Consider the following 21,201-nt stretch of genomic DNA (forward strand, 5'->3'; position numbering starts at 1 on the left):
CTATTTTGAGATATTTGTAAGCAAGTTGAATAAGTAGTGGCAACAGAAAAAACGCACATGAGGTTGAATGACTGAATCTTTCCCCCGAAATTTACCATTGACAATAAACCCTGTGAGCAGACCTAAAACTGACACAGAAGCTACGAGTAAAAATTTAGCTTTAACTATTGCTGAGGCAGCTTTAGACCGCAAAGCAGTAGAAATTATCTTGCTCAATGTGGCAGAGATTTCTTCCCTCGCGGATTACTTTGTGATGATGACTGGTTATTCTAAGGTGCAAGTTAGGGCGATCGCTGACGCAATTCAAGGACAAGTTGAAATTGACTGGCAACGACGACCCATCAGAACAGAAGGCAAAGCCGAAGGAACTTGGGTACTACAAGATTATGGTGATGTCATCGTCCATATCATGATGCCAAGAGAACGGGAGTTTTATAATTTAGAAGCGTTCTGGGGACACGCGGAACGTATTTCCCTACCAAACGCCGAGAATGTTGGGAGTTAACCGATATGATGCGATCCTCCCTTGAGAATTGCCCAGTTCCTACAGAACAACAACCACTGAATGAGTACGAAGAATTAAAAAATGCCTGGCTATTTCGAGATAGTATCTTAAGCTGGGCTAACTTCACCAAGAAAATTTTTTGGATCTGGGCTTGGTCTTGGTTAGTAGCCGGACCTGTGGCAGCAGCCAGTTTTTCTCCCCAAAAGCAGATTTTTAATTTTCTCCTTTGTGGATCTGGTGCTGCTAGTGTAAGTATAGTGCTAGTATTAGTCCGGTTATATTTAGGTTGGTTCTATGTGCGCGATCGCCTTTATAGTCCCACCGTATTCTACGAAGAATCTGGTTGGTACGACGGACACACTTGGACAAAACCCCAAGAAGTCATCAGCCGTGATCGCTTAATTGTTACCTACGAAATCAAACCCATCTTCCAACGCTTGCAAATTACCTTTGCCGCCTTGGCTCTTACGTATCTTATTGGTACTATAGTTTGGCATTTCTTGTAAATAGTCAGTGGTCATTAGTCATTAGTAAAACAACTGACAACTGACAACTGACAACTGTACGGGCGAAGCATTTGGAGAACTATTTTTGGCAATGACCGATAATTTATCTTCCAAATGCTTCGCCCCTACTGACCACTGACCACTGACAATTCACAAAATAGATATAAACCCATGACAATGGGAAAACGAACTCAAGCCGCAGCACTAGAAGTCCGGTTGCTGCGTGAAGGCATTATCGAATCTCGGCATATAGTTCAGGCTGTAGTTAGTGATGACCGGGGACGGGTACTTTCCGTTGCTGGTAACGCTGAAACCGCCGCATTTGTCCGTTCTGCCCTCAAACCATTTCAAGCACTGGCTATCACCAGCACAGGCACATTAGAACGTTATGGTTTGAGCGATAAAGACTTAGCAATTATCACCAGTTCCCACAAAGGCAGTATGGAACAGGTGAGACAGGTATTTAACATCCTGTGGCGAGCAGATATTGACATCAATGCCCTGCACTGCCCAATTCCTCAAGGTAAGAGTAGTGCTTTAGAATATAACTGTTCTGGTAAACACGCCGGAATGTTAGCTGTTTGTCAGCAACGCCATTGGCCGTTAACTAACTATTTGGATCGTAAACACCCAGTCCAACAGTTAATTATCACCAAAGTAGCAGAATTGCTGCGAATGCCAGCAGCAGAATTTCTGACCGCCCATGATGACTGTGGCGCACCCACGTATCTGATGCAACTCAGTCAAATGGCCTCTTTATATGCTGTATTAGCTTCCAGCAATAGCGTGGATATGGAGCGAATTGTCCGAGCCATGAATCATCATCCCACAATAGTGGCGGGTGTTGGAGAATTCGATACAGAATTGATGCGCTTAACTCCTGGTGAACTGGTGAGTAAATCTGGAGCGGAAGGGGTACAGTGCATTGGCCGACTTGGTGAAGGCATGGGATTAGCTATTAAAGTCATGGATGGCTCAACACGCGCTAAATATGCCGTAGCTATTCACATCCTCCAACAAATGGGTTGGATTAGTCCCAGTATTGCCCAAAGCCTCTCTGAAAAGTTTATGAACCTGGGGAAATACAAGCGTTTGGAAGTAATTGGAGAATTATCGCTTTTGTAGTTGACAAACTTTTGACTTCGCGCTATATTAAAGGAGTCGAGAGAAAAGCGACAAAAGCGACGCGGGATAGAGCAGCCTGGTAGCTCGTCGGGCTCATAACCCGAAGGTCAGTGGTTCAAATCCACTTCCCGCCACCAAATAAAAAATAAGTCCCTGTAATTTTTAAAGATTACGGGGGCTTATTTTATGTGTTGGGTTGACCCAGGGAAAGCCAAAAAAATCCTTGATCATGTTGGGCTAGGAGTTGCTCAATCAAACCTGTATTTGTTTAAGGGGACGTAGAAACCCCATCTTCAACGAAGTAAGATGGGGTGGTTCATCTTGTTTCCTGATACTTTTAACCGGGACATTCCCCGACATCTGAGATATCGTGAATATCTAGTACAACATCACCAACTGAGTTAGTGAAGGTGGTATCCCACATTGCCTTAGAATTATGTTCTAATGGCTCTTGATTGTCTATCAACGAGTTCAATACCCAAATTTTCTCTAGAACTACCAAGTTTTCTAAGGAAAGGTTTATTTTCTTTGTAGCCATTCAAGTCTATTCGGAACCATTACAGTTACTCAAAATATTTATTGACTTTAAATTAACTACAAAACTCTCGTATATATTTAATATTATGAACCTATTGTCGGAAAATGTCAATAGATGTCTGAAGATTTGATGTCCTATTCTTTACTCCTCTGCCTCCAATCCTGACAACTCCAGTTCTAGTTGTTGTTCTTTCTCTGGAATTGCCAAAATTTGGGGCAGTTGTTCGATTTGAAAATACTGATGAAATTTTGGGGTTATTTGCAGAGCAAAGGAGCGAGAATCACTCTCTCGGCGTTTGCGAACAAAACCAGATTCTACTAATTCTTGAACGTGCTGATAAGCTCCTGAACCCCGTAAATTAATCAATTCGCTTTGTAATATGGGATTATGGAGGGCGATCGCTGCTAATGTCCGTAAAGCCCCCACACCAAATTCTACTGGTATTATAGCTTGCACTAAATCATGGAATTCCGAACGCAGTTGTAAACTATAACCATGTTCAGTTTCTACGACTTCTAAAGCTGTATCTCGACGGGAATAATTCTCAATTAGTTCGATAATTCCTTCTTCTGCTGTCAAGCGATCACACTTCGCATATTCAGCAATTTCACTTAGAGATAAGGGTTTACCCTTTAAATAAAGAATCGCTTCTATTTTGCCGGCTACAGGTATATTCTTGGGCATTAATCAGTTGTTAGTTGTCAGTAGGGGCGAAGCATTTGGAAGATAAATTATCGCTCATTGCCAAAAATAGTTCTCCAAATGCTTCGCCCGTACAGTTGTTAGTTGTTAGTAGGGGCGAAGCATTTGGAAGATAAATTATCGCTCATTGCCAAAAATAGTTCTCCAAATGCTTCGCCCGTACAGTTGTTAGTGGCTGAAAATTTTTACCTATTTTATATAACTAAGTATAAATTCAGCGATCGCTAAATCTTGAGGAGTCGTAATTTTCAAATTAGTCTCTTCCCCAGGAACTATTCTCACTTCAATACCGCATTTTTCAAACAAAGCCGCATCATCAGTCACTTCCCAACCTTGACGGACACCTTCAGCATGGCACTGTTTTAACAATTTGACATCGAACCCTTGGGGGGTTTGAGCCGCCCAAAGCTGTTTACGCTCTGGTGTGTTTTTAATTATATCATTGTCGTCAACGACTTTAATCGTATCTTTAACAGGTACAGCCGCAATTAACCCAGAACAATGCAAAATTGCTTCAGAACAAGCATTAAATAAATCTGGTGTTGCCAAACAACGAGCGCCATCATGAATTAAAACTTGTCCTGCATTAGTTGGCAATGCCTGCAAACCATTATAAACTGACTCTTGACGGGTAGAACCACCAGGAATGAATACTATTGTTTTTTTCAGCTTTAAGTCAGCGATAATAGACTTGAAGTCATCCCAATCTGGAGGTTGAGAAACAATTCCGATCCAACTAATAGAACTTGCAGCTTCTGCGGCTAACAAAGTCCAAGCAATCAAGGGTTTTGAACGTACCTGTAATAAAAGTTTATTACGATCAGCACCCATTCTTTTGCCACTTCCGGCTGCGGGAATTAGTAAATGCACAACTTTTCCTTAATCTTTAATTAAATAAATTCAAAATACCCATTGTTGAAAATAACTTCACCAGCAAAATTCTCAATACCTATATTCTCCTAAAATATAAAACAATAACCGTTAATAAATATTATGCGTGTAGTAGCCCTGGTCCCTGGTTCAATTGATAACCAAATTCTTTTTTTTGCCACTCTTGATGATCTGAAGCGTTATTATCCCGACGCGCAGATAGATGTGATTGTAGAACCCCAGTCAAAGGCCGCTTACCGAGTCAGCAAGTCAGTTCATGATGTATTAACCTTTGATTACAAAGATCGTAATAGTTTAGCTGATTGGGGTAACTTAGTTGGTATGATCCGTGATCGTGAGTATGATGTCGCTATTATTGTCGGACAAAGTTGGTGGGTAGGTTTGTTAATGTGGTTGACGGGAATTCCCACACGCATTGGCTACCAAGGACAAGGTGCGGTTTTTCTCACTAACCCTATTCCTCCCAATTTATCCGAGTATGTGGCAAAAATGTACCATAATTTACTCAAACCTTTGAAAATTAATACTCCTTGTCCAGCATTATCAGTAAATGTGCCTAAAGTAGATATTGAATGGGCGCAAGCAGAACAAAAACGCTTAGGAGTGAATGAAACAGGTTTTATTCTCATCAATGCTGGTGAAGGTAGCCTAGATACAACTTATCCCGTAGAAAATTGGCAACAAATTATTGCAGCTTGTCAACAAAAACAGCCAGATTTACCTGTTGTTGTCATTAAAGAAGCAAATAATGAGCCTTTAGTCAGATCGCTTTTAGAACATTGTCACAATATTAAAGTTACTTCTCCCGATGATATTGGTAAGTTAACTGCCATAATTGCCGGTGCTAGTTTAATGGTATCTGTAGAAAATAGCTTCTTGCAATTAAGTATAGCAGTAGAAACATATACAATTACTTTGTTAGATTCTATAGATTCAGAAAAATTATTACCTATAAGCGAGAAAGTATTAGCTATTACTTCATCAACTGGGAAAATAGCAGATATCTTACCCCAAATAGTGTTAGAAAAAATTTGGGGAGGCTGAGTATTAATTTTAGATTTTGGATTTTAGATTGAAAAAAAATATCCAATCTAAAATCATAAATTCCATTGTTCACGAATTAGTTTTTTCAATCATTTCAAAGAAAGCATCATCTAATTCATAACCCAGAATTTGCGCTAAAGATTTGAGTCGAGATGGACTAGCAATATCTTGTTTGTGCAACCAATCACTTAAAATAAAGATTTTGTGCATCAGAAATATTTCTAAAGCTTCGGGGTTATACTGGATACCTTCTTTAGAACTAAACTGATGAGGTACTAACATAGCTGCATACCGAGCTAGTTCTCCTGCTTTCCAGTCTAGTAAAAATGGCAACCAAGGATACTTGGCATCAAGACGCACAAACCACAGTCTGACTTCGGGAATTTCCGATAGTTCCCGTGGATCATTTGCTTCCCGCTCAAACTGAATTTCCAGACGCAGTTGCTGTTCATGGGTAGAAATGCTTCCCTGTTGCAGCAATGGTTCAATCACCGTTAAGGCAGGTGACACATCTAAACTATAAATAGAGTTGTTGTTGAGGGTGATTGTGATTGTCATGAACTGATAGCTACTTACTCAACAGTGTTGAGAATCTACAGTAGCAGCTTTTTTACCTCTTTAGGTAGACATTTAGCCGAATTTTAAGATAAAGTTGTTATGAGTTTGTTTTAGATTAAGAAAATGATCAGTTAGCAAACAGCCAAAATTTTCCTCGAATTTTGCCTAAGCAAGTTCTATCGTGAGGATATTTTGAATTGATTTATCCCCAATTCCTAGAATTCACAACCTGAAATATGTACAAGCAAGGGATTTATCCTAAACCTATTTGTTCTTTACAAGATGCTTTGGATAGGTGTCAAATGTTAGGGATGCGTATCAGTCGTCAACGGCGCTTTGTTTTGGAATTGCTTTGGCAAGCGAAGGAACACCTTTCTGCTAGGGAGATTTATGATCGACTGAATCAAGAAGGTAAGGAAATTGGCCATACTTCGGTATATCAAAATCTAGAAGCTTTATCTAGCCAAAATATTATAGAGTGTATTGAACATGGGGAAGGGCGATTATATGGCAATAATAGTAATTCCCATAGTCATGTTAACTGTATAGATACAAATCAAATTTTAGATGTGCATATAGAATTACCTGAAGATTTGTTACGTCAAGTGGAAGCACAAACAGGGATGAAGATTTCTGAATATACTATTAACTTTTATGGTTATCGTGACAAAGTAAGTGATTAGGAATTAAAAATTTAAACTAGCCTAAAAAATCAGGAATCAACTTTCTTGTAAAAATGAGCGATCGCCTTGTACAATTTTTATTAATTGACCCAGATCCAATTTTCCGTTTAGGACTCAAGGTAACACTGGAAGCTATTCCTAATTTACAAGTAGTAGCAGATGTTGCCACAGATACTGCCGCTTTACAGGTTTTAGCGGAAATACTAACTGGAAATTCTCGGCAAATTAAATTAATTATTTTAGAATTAGATAATGAGCAAATAGGGTTAAAATTTTGTAAACAACTCAAAGCTTTATATCCCCATATACCTATATTACTTTTAAGTTCAAAATCTCAACCAGAAATGCTCATTGCTGCCAAAGAAATCGGGATAAATGGCTATTGTCCTAAAGGGATATCAATTTCTCAATTAGTCCCCATTATTCAAGAAGTGGCTAATGGTGGTGATTACTGGTTTGCAGATTCAGTAATTGTTAATTCTCCTTTCCCATTTGCTAAGTTGCGAAATAACTTACAAAATTCGGGAATTAATAATATAGATCAAGCCCTTGATAAAGTTACAGAACAATTAAAATTGCCGGGAATAACTCTATTAAATAAAGCAATTTTAGCAGGACAACGACGCGAACTTTTAGCGGCTCGGTGGGTTGTTAATCACTTATTGACAGCAGAGAAGGAAAGACAAAGACTATCACAAGAAAACCAATTACCGTCCTTAGATATTTTTCCCAATCAGACTATTATTAAATCAGATCTACGACCATTTATAAACGTACCACCGATAGTTAGTTCTCAACAACTGCAATCTGAATTATTGACTTTAGGTTTAAATAAACTCAAATTTCCTTTAGATAATCTTACTAATACACCTTTAGAAATTGATATTCTTCGAGAGAATAAAAAGCGAGAGTTACTTTATATTATTCTTCAGCAATTTTTTAAGCAGTTGGAAGAAGTCCGGGCTTTTAATTTTGATAAGAATCAGCTATTTAATTTACAAAGCCAGATTTTACTAGACTTATGGCAATTTACTATTACGGAGTTTTTTGGAAATTATTCCCGAATTATTTTAGATAAACAAGAAATAAGTTTGGTTAAATTTTTATTAGATAAAACCACAGATTCGCAAACAGAAATTATCAATAAAGTTCCATTTCTATTTGAATTATTGACTTATCTACTATTATTAACAGATTTATGTATTGATAACGTTTCTTATCCAGCAGGAACGCAAGAATCTCAATCTCAAGCATTATCAATTTTAGAAAATTTATTGATTCACATAGCTAATGCTGTAATTCAACCATTACTAAATAATTTAGCAGACGAGGAAAGTATTAAACAAAATTTTTATCATTGGCACATGATTTCCACCAGAGAAATTGAGAAATTTAGAAATAACTTATCTTGGAAATATCAATTACATCAATATATAACTGAAGCGCAAACAATTTTTGAAAGTCGCTATGAATTATTTATTTTTGCCCCTCGGGGAATTTCTAAAATATCAATTTATGCTCCTCGAAATCAAGAATTAGCTCAACTTTCTGGAATTCCTTTAGGGGTAACATTAATACTAGAATTTCGGGATGCTATTTCTCCCCGCATACAATCATTAGTAGGCTTTTTAGGAACTGGAATTGTTTTTGTTCTCACTCAAGTAATTGGCCGAGGTTTAGGTTTAGTTGGGAGGGGAATTTTACAGGGAATTGGTAGTGTTTCTTTAACGGAAAAGGGACAACGGAAGAATAAGTAATTGGTAATTGGTAATTGGTAATTGGTAATTGGTAATTGGTAATTGGTAATTGGTCATTGGTCATTGGATTAAAAGCCTTTTCATTAATTACGAATAATATACATCGGGAAGTGCTGTACTATAAATTCCAATCACGACGATAATTGAAAAAACCTAATAACAACTCTTGTAAAGCACGGTTTTTATTAATTCTGTGTCTATTCCATTCTCTGGCTGTTTCCATGATAATTTCGGAATAACTGGGATAAATAGGTGATAATTTTGCTAAATGCTGAATTTTAATATTTTGTGATATTGCTAAACTAATTAAATTAATTAATTCTCCTGCTGCTATTCCTAAAATAGAACATCCTAGAATTTTTCCATTTTCCAAAACTACTAATTTACAAATACCTGTAATTTCTCCTTGTATTTGTGGGGCTGTAGCTGTTTTGAAATATTGCTTAAAAACTAAAATTTGCTTTTGAGAATATCGGTTTCGCGCTTGTTTTTCTGTTAAACCAACTTGTGCCACTTTAGGTTGAGAATATATTCCCCAAGGAACAGATTCATAATTAACTTTTAGTCTGGGAAAAAATAAAGCATTTTCTATGGCAATATTAGCTTCATAATTACCAATATTCTGAATATCATAACCACCTAATATATCACCACAGGCATAAATTCGCTGGTTGGTAGTTTGTAATTTTTCATTGACAACCAAGCGGTGTTGATGCAATTTTACTCCTACGGCTGGTAAATTCAGATATTCTAGGTTTGGTTGCTGTCCAATTCCAATAAAAATTTCGTCGGTTTCAATGGCTTGATTTCCGGCTTGTACCCATTTTTTATTGTCTATATGTCGGATTTGGGTGACTTGGGTTTGTGTTAAAACCCGCACACCATCAACTTCTAATTGTGCTGTTAATAATTGGGCTATTTCTAAATCAAGATTAGGCAGAATTTGAGAATTTTTAACTATTAATGTAACTTGACAACCGAATCTGGCTAAAAATTGAGCAATTTCTATACTTTGAGGAACACCACCAATAATTACCCAATTTTCGGGTAATGTTGTTGTTTCTAAAGATTGCCAAATATTAGCTAAAGTCAGATATTTAATAGTATCTAATCCTGAAATATTGGGAATTAAGGGACGAGAACCATTAGCGAGTAAATAGGTGCGACTATATAACTGTCTTTCATTAACTGTAAAACTTAATTGAGGAGAAGATTGAAATTGACCATTACCAACAATAATATCAACACCTTGGGCAGCTAAGTTAGAAAGAGAATTTATTTGATTCAGATTTTTAGCAACGGCATTTGCATAAAACAATCCTTTTTTTAAATTTAAAAATTCTGGATTTAAGTGAATATTTTTGTCAAAAATTCCTAGATTTGCTAAATTATAAGATTGCTGAGTAATTTGACTAATTTCACTAAGTATGTATTGATAACTTGAATTATAGTGATCAGAAAAATCCGCGCTCACAATCAAAGCAACTTTAGCGTGTAACTGAGTGGCACTTAAAGCAGCTTTGTATGCAGCAATACTGCCACCAATAATAACGATGTCGTAATCAATATTTGTCATTGGTCATTGGTCAGTTGTCAGTTGTTATACTCAACACAGCTTATTCATTTAATTCTCTGGGTAGGCGTTTAGCCAGCAGCCAGGGAATAAATTCCCTGTCTAAAAGCTAAAGTCGGTTAAAACCGACTACTTTGGCATAAAATAGGATAATTTTTGATTTTGAGTTAACCAGAGTGCGTTTTAACGCACTTTAGCTTTTAGACCGGAACTTAAGTTCCGGACGGGTTTGATCCTTGCCTCTTGCCTATTCCCTTTGAATTGCTTTAAGTGCTGTTAATAGGCGTTGGTTATCAGACTGGGTACGGACTGCGACGCGAAAAAAGCGATCGCCTAATTCCTTAAAGCTTAAACAATCACGAATTAAAATCTGGTGTTGCTGAAGTAGTTGCTGTTGTAGCTGGGAAGTGGATTGTTGAGATTCTACCAATAAGTAGTTAACAGTGCCTTCGAGCGGGGTTAAACCGGGAATTGAAGCTACACCTTGAAATAGTTGGTTTCTCGCCTCTGGTAGCCATTTCCAGGTGAGATTTTGGAATTCTGTATCTTGGAGGGCGGCGATCGCTGCGGCTGCTGCTAAAGTATTTACAGGCCAAGGATCTCGCCATAATTTCCATTTTGCCAAACGGTCGGGGTGAGCGATCGCATATCCTAATCTTAGCCCTGGTAAACTGTAAAATTTGGTGAGCGATCGTAAAATCACCAAATTCTCGTATTCCTGCACCAACCCAATTAAACTTTGTTCAGCTTCCGGTGGCAAAAAATCCATAAACGCTTCATCTATCACCACCAAAGCAAACTTTTCCAAATACGGTAAAACAGACTCCCGTGAAAATAACTTTCCCGTGGGATTATGGGGATTATTCAGCAGTAACCCAAAATCTGAAGTCTCAAGTCCGAAATCTGGCAATAGAGAAATATTCCCCTGACCTATGCCTAAATCCACAGGAAACTCCAGAACTTTAGCGTTATTAGCCGCAAGAGTGCGGTAATAGTCACCAAACGCTGGAGTTAGTAACACTGTTGCTGCTAATTGTCCCAATTCTCTACCCACCAGAGTTAATAATTCTGCTGAACCATTACCTGGCAAAATCCACTCAGTAGGTATTTGATGAAAATGACTCAGAGCAAGTCTCAATTCACCATACTCTGGGTCAGGATAATTCCTCAGATTGCCCAGTTGGGACACAATTGCAGCAATAACGCTGTTTGGTGGTCCCAACGGGCTGATACTGGCGGAAAAATCCACAATAGCATCAGGGGAACAGCCAGCCAGTGCTGCTGCCCAAGCTAAATTTCCCCCGTGTGCTTGTTGTGGCATCAAAAATATCTTTCCTATAGAAGAACTTACTCTTTTGGCTCTTTTGGGGGTGCTACTCTTTCTCTAAACAGTTTCCCAGCGGAGAAAGCGGGAACTCTGGTAGCGGGAATGTCCATTTTTTCGTTGGTTTTGGGGTTGCGCCCTTCACGGGCTTTGCGTTCCCGTGATTCAAAAGAACCAAATCCTACCAATGTTACCTTATCACCGGAAGAAACCGCTTCCACAATGGTTTCGATGGCAGCACTCAAAACAGCATCAGCCTGTTTCTTGGTAACACTAGCCTTTTCTGCTACCGCATCAACTAATTCGCCCTTGTTCATATCAAACTCCTAAAGTTTTGCTAGAGATTATTTCAAGATGCACCATGACTGCATCTTTACGTAAATTTCCGTTTGTAGAAATACAAAAATCGTTCCTTGAGAGTATTTACACTCAAAATCGCTACAAATACGATTGACTCGACTTTTCAATGAATCATTCTAAAGCGTTGTCGCCCTAAGTGGATAGATGAAACTATTAATTTATATAGATTTCAGGATTTTTTTTGTTTTTTTACCTCTTTACTGTATTCAAAATACCCTATTTTTAGGAATGAATACTTAGTGGTCAGTGGTCAGTAGGGGCGAAGCATTTGGAAGATAAATTATCGGTCATTCCCAAAAATAGTTCTCCAAATAGACATCTCCGGTAATTAAATGTGCGTGGTTTGAAACCCTTGTAGAGACGTTCTATAGAACGTCTCTACATTCATTTTCACCAGAGGTCTAATGCTTCGCCCGTAGAGTGGTCAGTTGTCAGTTGTCAATTTTCCCCTGCTCCCTGCCCCCTGCTCTCTGCGTGTATTGATGACTTGATGACTTTGCCTCTGGCTTTAAGGACTCTGCGAAGTCGGTCAGCACTCAAGTAAACTTGTCGCTCAGATGCTAGTTTTTTGGCTAGTTGTTTAGAGTTGTAAGTTTGGGGTTCTTCAATTAGACAGTTTTCTAGATACTCTAAATCATTTTCTGAATAACGGGGTTTTCCTCCTCGCCCTGGAGCATCCCATAATCCTGCTAAACTCATCTTTTCCCAACGGTGTAAGGTCTGACGGACTGTAGAAACTGCCCAGTTTAAACCTTGAGCAATTTCCTCGTTTTTTAATCCCCTAGCGTTCAACAGTAGAACTTGAGCGCGATCTTTTGTTCGTTGAGGAGCGTCTTTAGACCTTCTTAACTCTTCTAGCGTTAACTTTTCTTGATCAGTTAAAACAACTCTCAGTCGGCATCCCATAGGACTGTTATTTTGATTAATGTATTTGGTATCTGACGTGGGTTTCCAGATGGATATTTTTAATTACAGTACATAGTAACAAATGATTTGTATGTATTATCAAAAATCTATTGGCTTCAGTGTAGCCCTATAACAGTTAAGTAAGTAGACGAAAATAATTTCATGACTAAGTATTGTGACGCTATACAACAATACCTTTACCAAATTGAAAAAATCTTTAATTCGTAGGTTGGATTGATGTTAATTTTTGGTTGAAGCGAAAAAAAAGGTTTGGTCATATTACCAAACCTCCATAATTGCTGTGCTTAACAACGTACATAATTAATTTAGTGCTAATCTAGCCACATAGCATCTTCCTATGGAATGTGTACAAATTCCTCTAAATGTGATATACCATGGCAACAACACATATTGACATCATAAATAGGAATTCATAAAATTTTACCAACTACTTTAAATACAAAAAAGACCTGGGGTTAGCCAAGCCTTTATATATACCAGGTGTTTACCATATATAGCTACTTTAAACCTTATATTATTCTTATTCATCTTCCTATAAGGTGTGTACAAATTTCTCTAAATGTGATATTGCCGATGTCTATCTTGGTTTTTTACTAAAAATTTGATAGGGTAGGTCAAAAGACCTACCCTACAGCTATTCTTTCAAAACTGTCTTGGATGCCATTCTTGTCTTTTTGCGGTCAGCTTCCGATAGTTCTTCACCGGCTTGTAAGCGAGTTGCCGAAACTTGTAACACCGTGGCTGCACAGGTGTCACCGATTTGTAAGGCGGTATTAGCAGCAGTTTGTAACATTGTAACAGCACCAAGGCGATCGCCTAATTCTAATTTTGCCTCAGCCAATTGAGTTTGCCGATATTTAGCCAAAAGCAGAATCGAGTTTAGCACCTGGGAATTGAGAGCAGGTTCATAACTTTTCGTAAAATTAGCATATATTGGCACTAAGGGAGAAAGTAAACCCTGTTTATTCAGCGATGGGTCATCATAGCGAATTTGGATATGACCAATAACTTGTTTCCCTTCTGGCAATTGTCCCAGATAAATATTCGCTAAAACTACCCGTTCGGTATCCTTCATCAAGTCCCCTAACCGCACCATTAAAGTCCCATTAGCATCGGTTTCTACTGGTAATTCAATGGTATCTGGCGCAACTTGGGCGACTGGTTTGAGTTCCGCGAGACGCACAACCGGCACTAAGGATAGAAGTAAATGGGCATTTGTTAATCCCACTGACTGCACCCGTCGAAACAGCCGCGCAAATTGAGTTACAGCTTGTTCCGGGTTCTCGATATAAGCGAGAGTCCCACCCCCAGCATCAGCAATTTTTTCCAATAAATCTGGATTCCAGTCATCACCAAAACCCAGAGTGTTAATTGTCAGATTGAGTTTGGCGGCTTTTTGGGCAAGTTGCAAACACCGTTTATTGTCATTTGGTCCAATTTGCCATTTCCAAATCTGTAAACCGTTATCCCCATGGCCATCTGTCAGTAAGAAGGCTTGGGAAACCGCGCCTTTTGTGCCTTTGAGTAGTTCTGTAATGCCGAGAGATAAACCTTCGGCAATGACAGTACCACCACCAGCCTTCAGCTTGGCTTTGAGTTGGGTTTTGATGCTTTCAATATCTTGGACGATTTGGTTGGGGATAATGACCCCAGACGAGCCAGCAAAACCGATAACGGATATCCTGTCACCAGCTTTTAATTGATCCAATAATTGTTCAACTGCTTGAATGACGATATTCATGGGTTCACCAGACATAGAACCACTTTGATCGAGAATCAAGCAGAGATTTAAGGGTAAATTTTGTTCAAGTTCAGAAGGCATAGCGGAAATGGAAATTGAGAGTTGTCGTTGATTGCTTTGTTGGGCAGCATCAACGTTAGTATCATTTAGAGCCGATGTTAGTTGAACTTTCATTGGGGGGAAGCATCTTGCAAAACAGTTTTTGAGACAATTCTGGTTTTTTTGCGATCGCTTTCTGATAACTCTTCCCCAGCTTGTAGGCGGGTGGCGGAAACTTGCAATACCGTTGCCGCACTAGTATCACCCATTTGCAAAGCAGTTTTCGCCGCCGTTTGTAACATCGTCGCTGCACCAGCCCGATCACCCTGCTGTAATTTCGTTTCTGCTAACTGGGTTTGGCGATATTTGGCTAAAGCTAAAACCGACTGTTGTACCTGGGGATTTGGTGCTGGTTGGTATTCCCTGGTGACATGAGCATAAATCGGTAGATTGGGGGAGTGTAGCCCGATTTGGTTAGCGGCGGGGTCATCGTAGCGGACTTGCAGATTAGCGATCGCCTGTTTACCTTCTGGCAACTGTCCCACATAAATATTAACTAAAACTACCCGTTCTCCGTCTTTCATTAAATCGCCCAATCTCACCACCAAGCGCCCATCGCTTTCGGGTTGTACTGGTAATTCAATGGTATCTGGGGAAACTTGGGCAATGGGTTTGAGTTCTGCTAATCGGACATTAGGCATTAAGGATAATAATAGTTGAGCGTTAGTCAACCCCACTGTTTGCATTCGACTAAATAAGCGACCAAATTCCGATACAGCCTGATCTGGGTGCTGAATATAAGACAACGTACCCATACCAGCATCAGCGATTTTTTCTAAAACCTTATCATTCCAATTGTCACCAAATCCCAATGTATTTAGAGTCAAATTATAGTTGGCGGCTAATTGGGCAAATTTCAAACAGCGATCGTTATCACCATGTTCATTTTCCCCATCAGTCAGTAAAAATGCTTGGGAAACGGTATCATGTTTACCCTTGGCTAATTCCTCAATTCCCAACCGTAAACCCTCATCAATGGCAGTTCCCCCATCAGCGGTGAGTTGTTTAATTTGCTTTTTAATCTGTTGACGATCTGTAATTAACTGATTGGGGACTAAAACCTTGGCACGGTGGTCAAAAACAACTACACTGAGACGATCTTCAGGAGTCAAACGATCTACTAACAAACAAGCGGCATTTTTCACCGTTTCTAGAGATTTTCCCATCATTGAACCGCTATGATCGAGAATTAAGCATAAGTTCAAGGGTACAGTCCGATCTATAGTTTCACCACCAGCAGAAACGGAAACTACTAATTGACGTTGAGTGCTAGTTTGATTTGCATCTATACCAGCATCATTGAGCGCTAGTTGTAAATTAATCTTCATAATTTCAATTTCCTATCTAGTTTAGACAGATACAATTTTACAGATAACTTCAAACCGCATCCTCTATACTACGGAAAATAAGTTAATTTAGGAGTCACAGGCTGAGAATCACTGGAATAAAAGCCTTAACTTTCCCTAAAACAGAGACTGAAATATGAACAAATAAACATGAAAATTGATATAATTTAATTATTCAAAAAGTAATTTTTCAGGGTTTCTGCTAAAGTAAAAGGAGATTCTTTAGGAAAGAAGTTTAATTTAATTCCTGTTTCTTCAGATGCTTTTAAACGAGCTTTTTCATAACAATCTGCAAATATTTCTATAAGTAGAGGTTGCAAACTAGGACTATCTTCTAATAATAATTCAATACAAATACGTTGCTCTGTAATCGTACTGCGCCAGCTTTCACTACGTTTTTCAGGTTGATATTGCCATTTTAGTAAGTGCATTAATAGCACAATTAAACGGCTCTTTAACTCCCGTTTTTCACTTTTTCCCATGCTTTCAATTTCTTCTATCAGATTTGCTAAATCAATTTCTGCAAATTTCCCTGCTTTTAATTGTTTAGATATTGTTTCTATCCACAGATAAAAATCTTGGTCGTAAAGATTATCATTGGTAATGACTGTTGGTTGATGTGTTGTCATAATGATTTCTAATCTCCTGCAATAATCCTATCAGTAAAGCATTTTATTGCTTCTTTTTGCTTCATAATTCACCTTGATGCTAAAAATATCATTCCCCGGCAGAACCAGGGAACGAGGATAATAATGGTTTTTGTTGTTAGGAAATATTCGCCATATATTTAACTAAATCATCTATTTGCGAAAAATCTAATAATTCTTCGGCTAAATCTTCCAGTTGAGTTAATCCCAAATTAGGAAGTTGCTGTTCTATTCTGGCTGGAATATTCCCAAAGCGGCGTTTTAACATACGGAGAATCAATTCTAGTGCTTCTCTTCTTTTGCCTTTTTGCTCACCTTTTTGCAGAATATCCTGATAAACCCAAGATTCTTCCATAATGTCCTCCTGAAACAGTTAGTTATTTTTTTCCTTGAATCTGGTAATTGTTATTTACCAGATTCTTACATATATACTGATCCTTGGGTTGATGATTTAGAAAACAATTGGATATCACCCCCCTAACTCCCCATAAAAATCTTCATCTAACAACTGTTCTATAGTAAAAGGAAAATCAAGAGGATATTCTGTTTCATCTGGTTTTCTTACTCCTAATTTAGCATTTTTACTTTCTTTAATTGCCAATTTACGAGCATCAGCATAAGCAATAAAAATAACCTCATGGAGATAATTTTTAAAAGAAGGATTTTCTTCCAAATCTTTTTTAACTCGAAAACGATGTTCAGTAACAGAACTGTACCAACTTCCTTTCATCATTTCGGGAGCATCAGCTTGAACAGTTAATTTGAGTAAGTGAGCAATTAAGATAGTTAAATTACTCAAAAATGAGCGTTTTTCTGATTTCCCCATATCTTCTAATTCTAAAAGCAAATGTTCCCAATCAATATCATTAAAATCTTGTTGTTTGATTTGTTTAATGATAGTTTCTCGCCAAACATTAAAATCTCGTTCATAGAGTTGATTGTTCATAATCCTCCTGCAAAAGTTAACTCTTATTTTAATTTAGTTTAAAAATATTTACCTGGATTAAGAAAAGCCAAATTTAACCAAATTGTGCTAAAAATAGCAATAATGATCAAAATATGGCAATAAAATCTAATAGATAACTCTCGCTGACGCGATTATGCCGCCAGACTATTCCGGTCAAAATCTCCGAGGACACTCTTTTAAAGGTCAAAAACTGACAGGAGCTAACTTTAGCAAAGCCGATATTAGAGGAGCAAATTTTACCAACGCCATTCTTAAGGGTGCTGATTTTACAGGTGCTAAGGCTGGACTACAGCGACGTTGGGTAATTGATTTGCTCATAGCTGCGTTGCTAATGTCAGCACTGCCAGGGTTTTTTTCATTCCCCATTGGTACATTAATACCATATATTTTTGATGGCAAAAACTCTCAAAATTTTATTATGGCAATCCTTTGCCTAGTTATAGTGACAGTTTTTTGTATTGTCACTATTCGCAAGGGTGTAATCGCCGGAGCCTTAGCCTTAGCCTTAACGACTGCCGTAGCTGTAGCCTGGAGTTTAGCTGTATTCATAGTCGGATACTTTGCCGAAGTCGTAACTGGAAATGGAGTCATGGGCTTCGTCGGAAGCTTCGTCGCGGGCTTCTCTGTCACCTTCGCCGGACGCTTCGCGGTAGCCGCAGCCGCAGCCGTAGCCGGAGCCATAGCCGCAGCCGTCGTTGCAGTCTTAGACGCAGCCGTAGCCGGAGCCATAGCCGCAGCCGTAGCCGGAGCCATAGCCGCAGCCGTCGTTGCAGTCTTATTCGGAGTCGGAGCCGTACCCGTAGCCCTATTTTTTGTAATTTTTAGTGGCTATATAGGCTGGCGTAGTTTTAAAGGAGATGAAAGAGATACTTGGATTCGTTCATCTGCCATTGCTTTTGCTGCTACAGGTGGTACAAGTTTTCGTGGTGCTGATTTAACTGACGCTGATTTTACTGGTGCAACCCTGAAAAACACAGATTTCAGAAAAGCAAATCTAACGCGCACTCGTTTTTATGAAGCGAAAAAACTTGATTTTGCTAGACCAGGTAATACGATACTGAATAATCCCGCTGTTCTCAATTTGCTCATTACTCTCAATGGTAGGAATAAATCTTATTTTGGTGCTAATCTCAGAGGTGTAAACCTAATAGGTGCAGATTTGAAAGAGGCTAATTTTAAAAATGCTGATATTATTGAAGCCGCTTTTCAAGGAGCTAATTTAGAATGGGCAAATCTAAGTCTTACTCAAGCCATTGGTACTAATTTCACCAAAGCTCAAATGACAGGTGTTTGTGTGGAGGCATGGAATATTGAAAGTACAACTATATTAGATAATGTAGATTGTCGCTTTGTCTATCTTTTAGAATATTCTAAACCCGGAACAGATGACCGTGAACGCCGTCCTAGTAGTGGAGAATTTAAACCAGGAGAATTTACAAAATTATTTGAAGAAGTTTTAAATACTGTTGATTTAATTTTCCAAAATGGTATTGACTGGAAAGCTTTTGTTGCAGCTTTCAAAAAAGTGCAAGTTGAAAATGGAGATACAGAATTAGCTATCCAGAGTATTGAAAATAAAGGTGATGGGGTAGTTGTCGTTAAAGTTGCTGTTCCTGATAATGCTGATAAAGAAAAGATTCATAGCGATTTTACTCAAAATTATCAATTAGCATTAGCGGCAGTAGAAGAAAAATATAAAGCAGTTTTACAAGCTAAAGATGAGGAAATAAATTTTCATCGTCAACAAAGTGGTAAAATACCAGAAATGATTATATCATTAGCTAATAAACCTATTAATGTTCAAATTGATAATAAAGTGGAGAATGAAAATATGACTAAGGATTCTAGCCGTAAAATTGAAATTGGTAATATTGGTGGAGATTTTAACGCCAGTGGACAAGCTTTGAATTTAGGTGAAATCAGTGGTACAGTCACAAATACCATTAATGAATTACCGTCTGCACCTGAACCCGATAAACCAGGAATTAAAGAATTATTAACACAATTAAAAACAGCAATTGAAACTGATAGTAATTTAACAGCAAAAGAAAAAGAAAAGGCTTTAAAACAAGTTAAATCTTTAGCAGAAGCGGCTCAAAATCCTCAAGAAAAACAGGATTTAGCAGATACAGCAATTACAATGTTAAAAGGAACAATTGCTCATTTACCAACTGCGGCAAAATTGGTTGAAGAATGCGGTAAATTATTGCCGATAATTTCTGGTTTTTTAGGTTTAAGTTAAAACGTATTTTCTAACCACCCTGTTCTGAAAATATCGTTAAAATGGGAGGTAGAACCTCCCGGAAAGCATTCCCAGTCGGAGACTGGGAACGAGGAATAAATGGAGATTAATTAAGAGGTATGAATCATGACTGCTGTAATTTTACAAATACCACAATCACTAAAATTCACAGATGATAAATTTGTGGAAATGGTCGCTGCTAATAAAGATTTACGTTTAGAATTATCGGCTCAAGGAGAATTAAGTATTATGTCACCAACAGGAGGAGAAACGGGAGATAGAAACCTAGAATTAGGTGGACAAGTTTGGTTTTGGAATCGCCAAAATGGGTTAGGAAAGGCTTTTGATTCTTCTACAGGTTTTAAATTACCTAATGGCGCTACCCGTTCCCCTGATGTGTCTTGGATTAAGATGGAAAGATGGAATGCACTTACACCAGAACAAAGAAAAAGGTTTCTGCCTTTATGTCCTGATTTTGTGATTGAATTGGTTTCTGAAAGCGATGATTTAGCAGATACTCAAGCCAAAATGCGAGAATATATTGCCAATGGTTTGCGGTTAGGTTGGTTAATTAATCCGAAAAATAAGCAAGTAGAAATATATCGCCCAAATCAAGAAATAGAAGTTTTACAATCTCCTGCAAATTTATCTGGAGAAAATGTATTACCAGGATTTATTTTAGATTTGCAACCGATTTTTTCATGAGACATATAGCGGTTATTGGTGGGATGCCATACAATTGAAGGCGCAGACCCTGCGCCCCTAGGTTCTGCTGTACTTGGCATAATTGGGACTCAAGACCCAAATATTTTAAAATTTAGCTTTTTTCACTATCAGGGAGAAATCCACACCCTAAATTGGGTGAGCATCGCGTTAGGATGTAATACATTAACGGCATAGTTTCAGGCGATTAGTTGCTATGGATATTTCTCACCTCAAGGCTGTGCAAGCCCCCTATTCCGGCGATAGTTCCTACCGGACACCGCCGCCAGATTTACCGTCCCTACTATTGAAGGAGCGGATTGTGTATCTGGGTATGCCACTTGTTCCGTCTGTTACGGAATTAATCGTCGCTCAATTGCTGTATTTGCAGTCCGATGATCCCGAAAAACCAATTAAAATCTACATCAACTCTACAGGTACTTCTGGTTACAGTGGCGAACCTATCGGTTTTGAAACCGAAGCCTTCGCTATCTATGACACTATGAAATATATCAAGCCTCCTATCCACACCATTTGTATTGGTTCGGCTATGGGTATGGCTGCGATGATTCTTAGTGCTGGGACAAAAGGCTGTCGTGCTAGTTTGCCCAATTCTTCCATTATCCTGCATCAGCCGAAAAGCTACGCCCAAGGACAGGCGACGGATATTCAAATTCGCGCGAAGGAAGTTTTGGCAAATAAAGCTTCAATGCTGGAAATTCTAGCCCGGACGACTGAACAAGACATGACGAAAATTAGCAAGGACATGGATCGTCTTTTCTACATGACTCCCGACCAAGCTAAGGAGTATGGTTTGATTGACAGGGTTTTTAGGAAGGAAGAACTCGCTAATCTCCCACTCCCTGTAAGTGTGCTTTAAATAGGTAATTGGTGATTGGTGATTGGTAATTGGTAAGAAGATATAGCTTCATCTGACCACTAACCACTGACCACTGACCACTAA

At 38.5% G+C, this 21,201-nt stretch carries 23 protein-coding genes and 1 tRNA gene; 11 read left to right on the forward strand and 13 right to left on the reverse strand.

Annotation, left to right across the window (positions count from 1 at the left end; genetic code table 11):
* Nucleotides 1-67 precede the first annotated feature (67 nt).
* The 4 genes from rsfS to HGD76_RS22810 all read left to right on the forward strand — a co-directional run bounded on the left by rsfS (nucleotide 68) and on the right by HGD76_RS22810 (nucleotide 2,273).
* Complete coding sequence (gene rsfS / locus HGD76_RS22795) at nucleotides 68-505, forward strand: ribosome silencing factor (RefSeq protein WP_148764757.1); 438 nt, start codon at nucleotides 68-70, stop codon at nucleotides 503-505.
* 5 nt (nucleotides 506-510) lie between these two features.
* Nucleotides 511-1,011, forward strand: a complete 501-nt coding sequence (locus tag HGD76_RS22800) for a CGLD27 family protein (protein ID WP_015080639.1) — start codon at nucleotides 511-513, stop codon at nucleotides 1,009-1,011.
* A 171-nt stretch (nucleotides 1,012-1,182) separates the two neighbouring features.
* Nucleotides 1,183-2,136 carry an asparaginase gene (locus tag HGD76_RS22805; RefSeq protein ID WP_168697122.1) on the forward strand — a complete coding sequence of 318 codons (954 nt, stop codon included), beginning with the start codon at nucleotides 1,183-1,185 and terminating at the stop codon, nucleotides 2,134-2,136.
* Nucleotides 2,137-2,196: 60 nt separating this feature from the next.
* Nucleotides 2,197-2,273, forward strand: a tRNA-Met gene (locus HGD76_RS22810).
* 200 nt (nucleotides 2,274-2,473) lie between these two features.
* Here HGD76_RS22810 and HGD76_RS22815 read toward each other — a convergent pair.
* Nucleotides 2,474-2,674, reverse strand: a complete 201-nt coding sequence (locus HGD76_RS22815; RefSeq protein WP_168697123.1) for a hypothetical protein — start codon at nucleotides 2,672-2,674, stop codon at nucleotides 2,474-2,476.
* Between the two features lie 141 nt (nucleotides 2,675-2,815).
* Nucleotides 2,816-3,358, reverse strand: a complete 543-nt coding sequence (scpB, locus tag HGD76_RS22820; protein ID WP_168697124.1) for an SMC-Scp complex subunit ScpB — start codon at nucleotides 3,356-3,358, stop codon at nucleotides 2,816-2,818.
* A gap of 102 nt (nucleotides 3,359-3,460) precedes the next feature.
* Here scpB and HGD76_RS25655 point away from each other — a divergent pair, with 102 nt between their 5' ends.
* Entirely contained in the window at nucleotides 3,461-3,604 is a 144-nt protein-coding gene (locus HGD76_RS25655) for a hypothetical protein (protein WP_233466965.1), read from the forward strand.
* Here HGD76_RS25655 and ispD read toward each other — a convergent pair.
* Nucleotides 3,566-4,246 carry a 2-C-methyl-D-erythritol 4-phosphate cytidylyltransferase gene (ispD, locus tag HGD76_RS22830; protein WP_148764763.1) on the reverse strand — a complete coding sequence of 227 codons (681 nt, stop codon included), beginning with the start codon at nucleotides 4,244-4,246 and terminating at the stop codon, nucleotides 3,566-3,568. The two genes, HGD76_RS25655 and ispD, sit on opposite strands and share 39 nt — an antisense overlap.
* A gap of 123 nt (nucleotides 4,247-4,369) precedes the next feature.
* On the opposite strand from ispD, the gene HGD76_RS22835 reads away from it, so the two are divergent.
* Nucleotides 4,370-5,311, forward strand: coding sequence for a glycosyltransferase family 9 protein (locus HGD76_RS22835; RefSeq protein ID WP_015083113.1), 942 nt, complete (start codon nucleotides 4,370-4,372; stop codon nucleotides 5,309-5,311).
* A 69-nt stretch (nucleotides 5,312-5,380) separates the two neighbouring features.
* Here HGD76_RS22835 and HGD76_RS22840 read toward each other — a convergent pair whose 3' ends face one another.
* Complete coding sequence (locus HGD76_RS22840; protein WP_015083114.1) at nucleotides 5,381-5,869, reverse strand: CRR6 family NdhI maturation factor; 489 nt, start codon at nucleotides 5,867-5,869, stop codon at nucleotides 5,381-5,383.
* A 236-nt stretch (nucleotides 5,870-6,105) separates the two neighbouring features.
* On the opposite strand from HGD76_RS22840, the gene HGD76_RS22845 reads away from it, so the two are divergent.
* Both HGD76_RS22845 and HGD76_RS22850 read left to right on the forward strand, forming a co-directional pair.
* Nucleotides 6,106-6,552, forward strand: a complete 447-nt coding sequence (locus HGD76_RS22845) for a Fur family transcriptional regulator (protein WP_015083115.1) — start codon at nucleotides 6,106-6,108, stop codon at nucleotides 6,550-6,552.
* 53 nt (nucleotides 6,553-6,605) lie between these two features.
* Nucleotides 6,606-8,309, forward strand: coding sequence for a DUF3685 domain-containing protein (locus HGD76_RS22850; RefSeq protein ID WP_168697125.1), 1,704 nt, complete (start codon nucleotides 6,606-6,608; stop codon nucleotides 8,307-8,309).
* Between the two features lie 118 nt (nucleotides 8,310-8,427).
* Here HGD76_RS22850 and HGD76_RS22855 read toward each other — a convergent pair whose 3' ends face one another.
* The 9 genes from HGD76_RS22855 to HGD76_RS22895 all read right to left on the reverse strand — a co-directional run bounded on the left by HGD76_RS22855 (nucleotide 8,428) and on the right by HGD76_RS22895 (nucleotide 17,272).
* Nucleotides 8,428-9,885: a dihydrolipoyl dehydrogenase family protein gene (locus tag HGD76_RS22855; protein WP_168697126.1), complete on the reverse strand. Its 1,458-nt coding sequence runs from the start codon at nucleotides 9,883-9,885 to the stop codon at nucleotides 8,428-8,430.
* Nucleotides 9,886-10,129: 244 nt separating this feature from the next.
* On the reverse strand, nucleotides 10,130-11,203 hold the full coding sequence (cobD, locus tag HGD76_RS22860) for a threonine-phosphate decarboxylase CobD (protein WP_168697127.1): 1,074 nt from the start codon (nucleotides 11,201-11,203) through the stop codon (nucleotides 10,130-10,132).
* 26 nt (nucleotides 11,204-11,229) lie between these two features.
* Nucleotides 11,230-11,523 (reverse strand): non-specific DNA-binding protein Hbs, encoded by a 294-nt coding sequence (gene hbs, locus HGD76_RS22865; protein ID WP_015083119.1) that lies wholly within the window; start codon nucleotides 11,521-11,523, stop codon nucleotides 11,230-11,232.
* Between the two features lie 481 nt (nucleotides 11,524-12,004).
* On the reverse strand, nucleotides 12,005-12,472 hold the full coding sequence (locus HGD76_RS22870) for a helix-turn-helix domain-containing protein (protein WP_148764774.1): 468 nt from the start codon (nucleotides 12,470-12,472) through the stop codon (nucleotides 12,005-12,007).
* Nucleotides 12,473-13,127: 655 nt separating this feature from the next.
* Nucleotides 13,128-14,408: a vWA domain-containing protein gene (locus tag HGD76_RS22875; RefSeq protein WP_148764776.1), complete on the reverse strand. Its 1,281-nt coding sequence runs from the start codon at nucleotides 14,406-14,408 to the stop codon at nucleotides 13,128-13,130.
* A complete protein-coding gene (locus tag HGD76_RS22880) occupies nucleotides 14,405-15,661 on the reverse strand; it encodes a vWA domain-containing protein (protein WP_168697128.1) in 1,257 nt (418 codons plus the stop codon). Before HGD76_RS22880 ends, HGD76_RS22875 begins: the two co-directional genes overlap by 4 nt.
* A 185-nt stretch (nucleotides 15,662-15,846) precedes the next feature.
* Nucleotides 15,847-16,308 (reverse strand): DUF29 domain-containing protein, encoded by a 462-nt coding sequence (locus HGD76_RS22885; RefSeq protein ID WP_148764780.1) that lies wholly within the window; start codon nucleotides 16,306-16,308, stop codon nucleotides 15,847-15,849.
* Nucleotides 16,309-16,444: 136 nt separating this feature from the next.
* Complete coding sequence (locus tag HGD76_RS22890) at nucleotides 16,445-16,681, reverse strand: DUF4351 domain-containing protein (protein WP_168697129.1); 237 nt, start codon at nucleotides 16,679-16,681, stop codon at nucleotides 16,445-16,447.
* Between the two features lie 114 nt (nucleotides 16,682-16,795).
* The gene (locus tag HGD76_RS22895; RefSeq protein WP_168697130.1) at nucleotides 16,796-17,272 is read right to left on the reverse strand and encodes a DUF29 domain-containing protein; all 477 of its coding nucleotides are present in this window, start codon (nucleotides 17,270-17,272) and stop codon (nucleotides 16,796-16,798) included.
* Nucleotides 17,273-17,426: 154 nt separating this feature from the next.
* Here HGD76_RS22895 and HGD76_RS22900 point away from each other — a divergent pair, with 154 nt between their 5' ends.
* From HGD76_RS22900 to HGD76_RS22910, 3 genes are all read left to right on the forward strand, one after another.
* The gene (locus tag HGD76_RS22900; protein ID WP_168697131.1) at nucleotides 17,427-19,535 is read left to right on the forward strand and encodes a pentapeptide repeat-containing protein; all 2,109 of its coding nucleotides are present in this window, start codon (nucleotides 17,427-17,429) and stop codon (nucleotides 19,533-19,535) included.
* Between the two features lie 126 nt (nucleotides 19,536-19,661).
* Nucleotides 19,662-20,240, forward strand: coding sequence for a Uma2 family endonuclease (locus tag HGD76_RS22905; RefSeq protein ID WP_168697132.1), 579 nt, complete (start codon nucleotides 19,662-19,664; stop codon nucleotides 20,238-20,240).
* A 214-nt stretch (nucleotides 20,241-20,454) separates the two neighbouring features.
* Nucleotides 20,455-21,117, forward strand: a complete 663-nt coding sequence (locus HGD76_RS22910) for an ATP-dependent Clp protease proteolytic subunit (protein ID WP_168653134.1) — start codon at nucleotides 20,455-20,457, stop codon at nucleotides 21,115-21,117.
* Nucleotides 21,118-21,201: the final 84 nt, after the last annotated feature.

Origin of the sequence: Dolichospermum flos-aquae CCAP 1403/13F, from assembly GCF_012516395.1 — a bacterium.
In the GTDB taxonomy this organism is placed as follows: domain Bacteria; phylum Cyanobacteriota; class Cyanobacteriia; order Cyanobacteriales; family Nostocaceae; genus Dolichospermum; species Dolichospermum lemmermannii.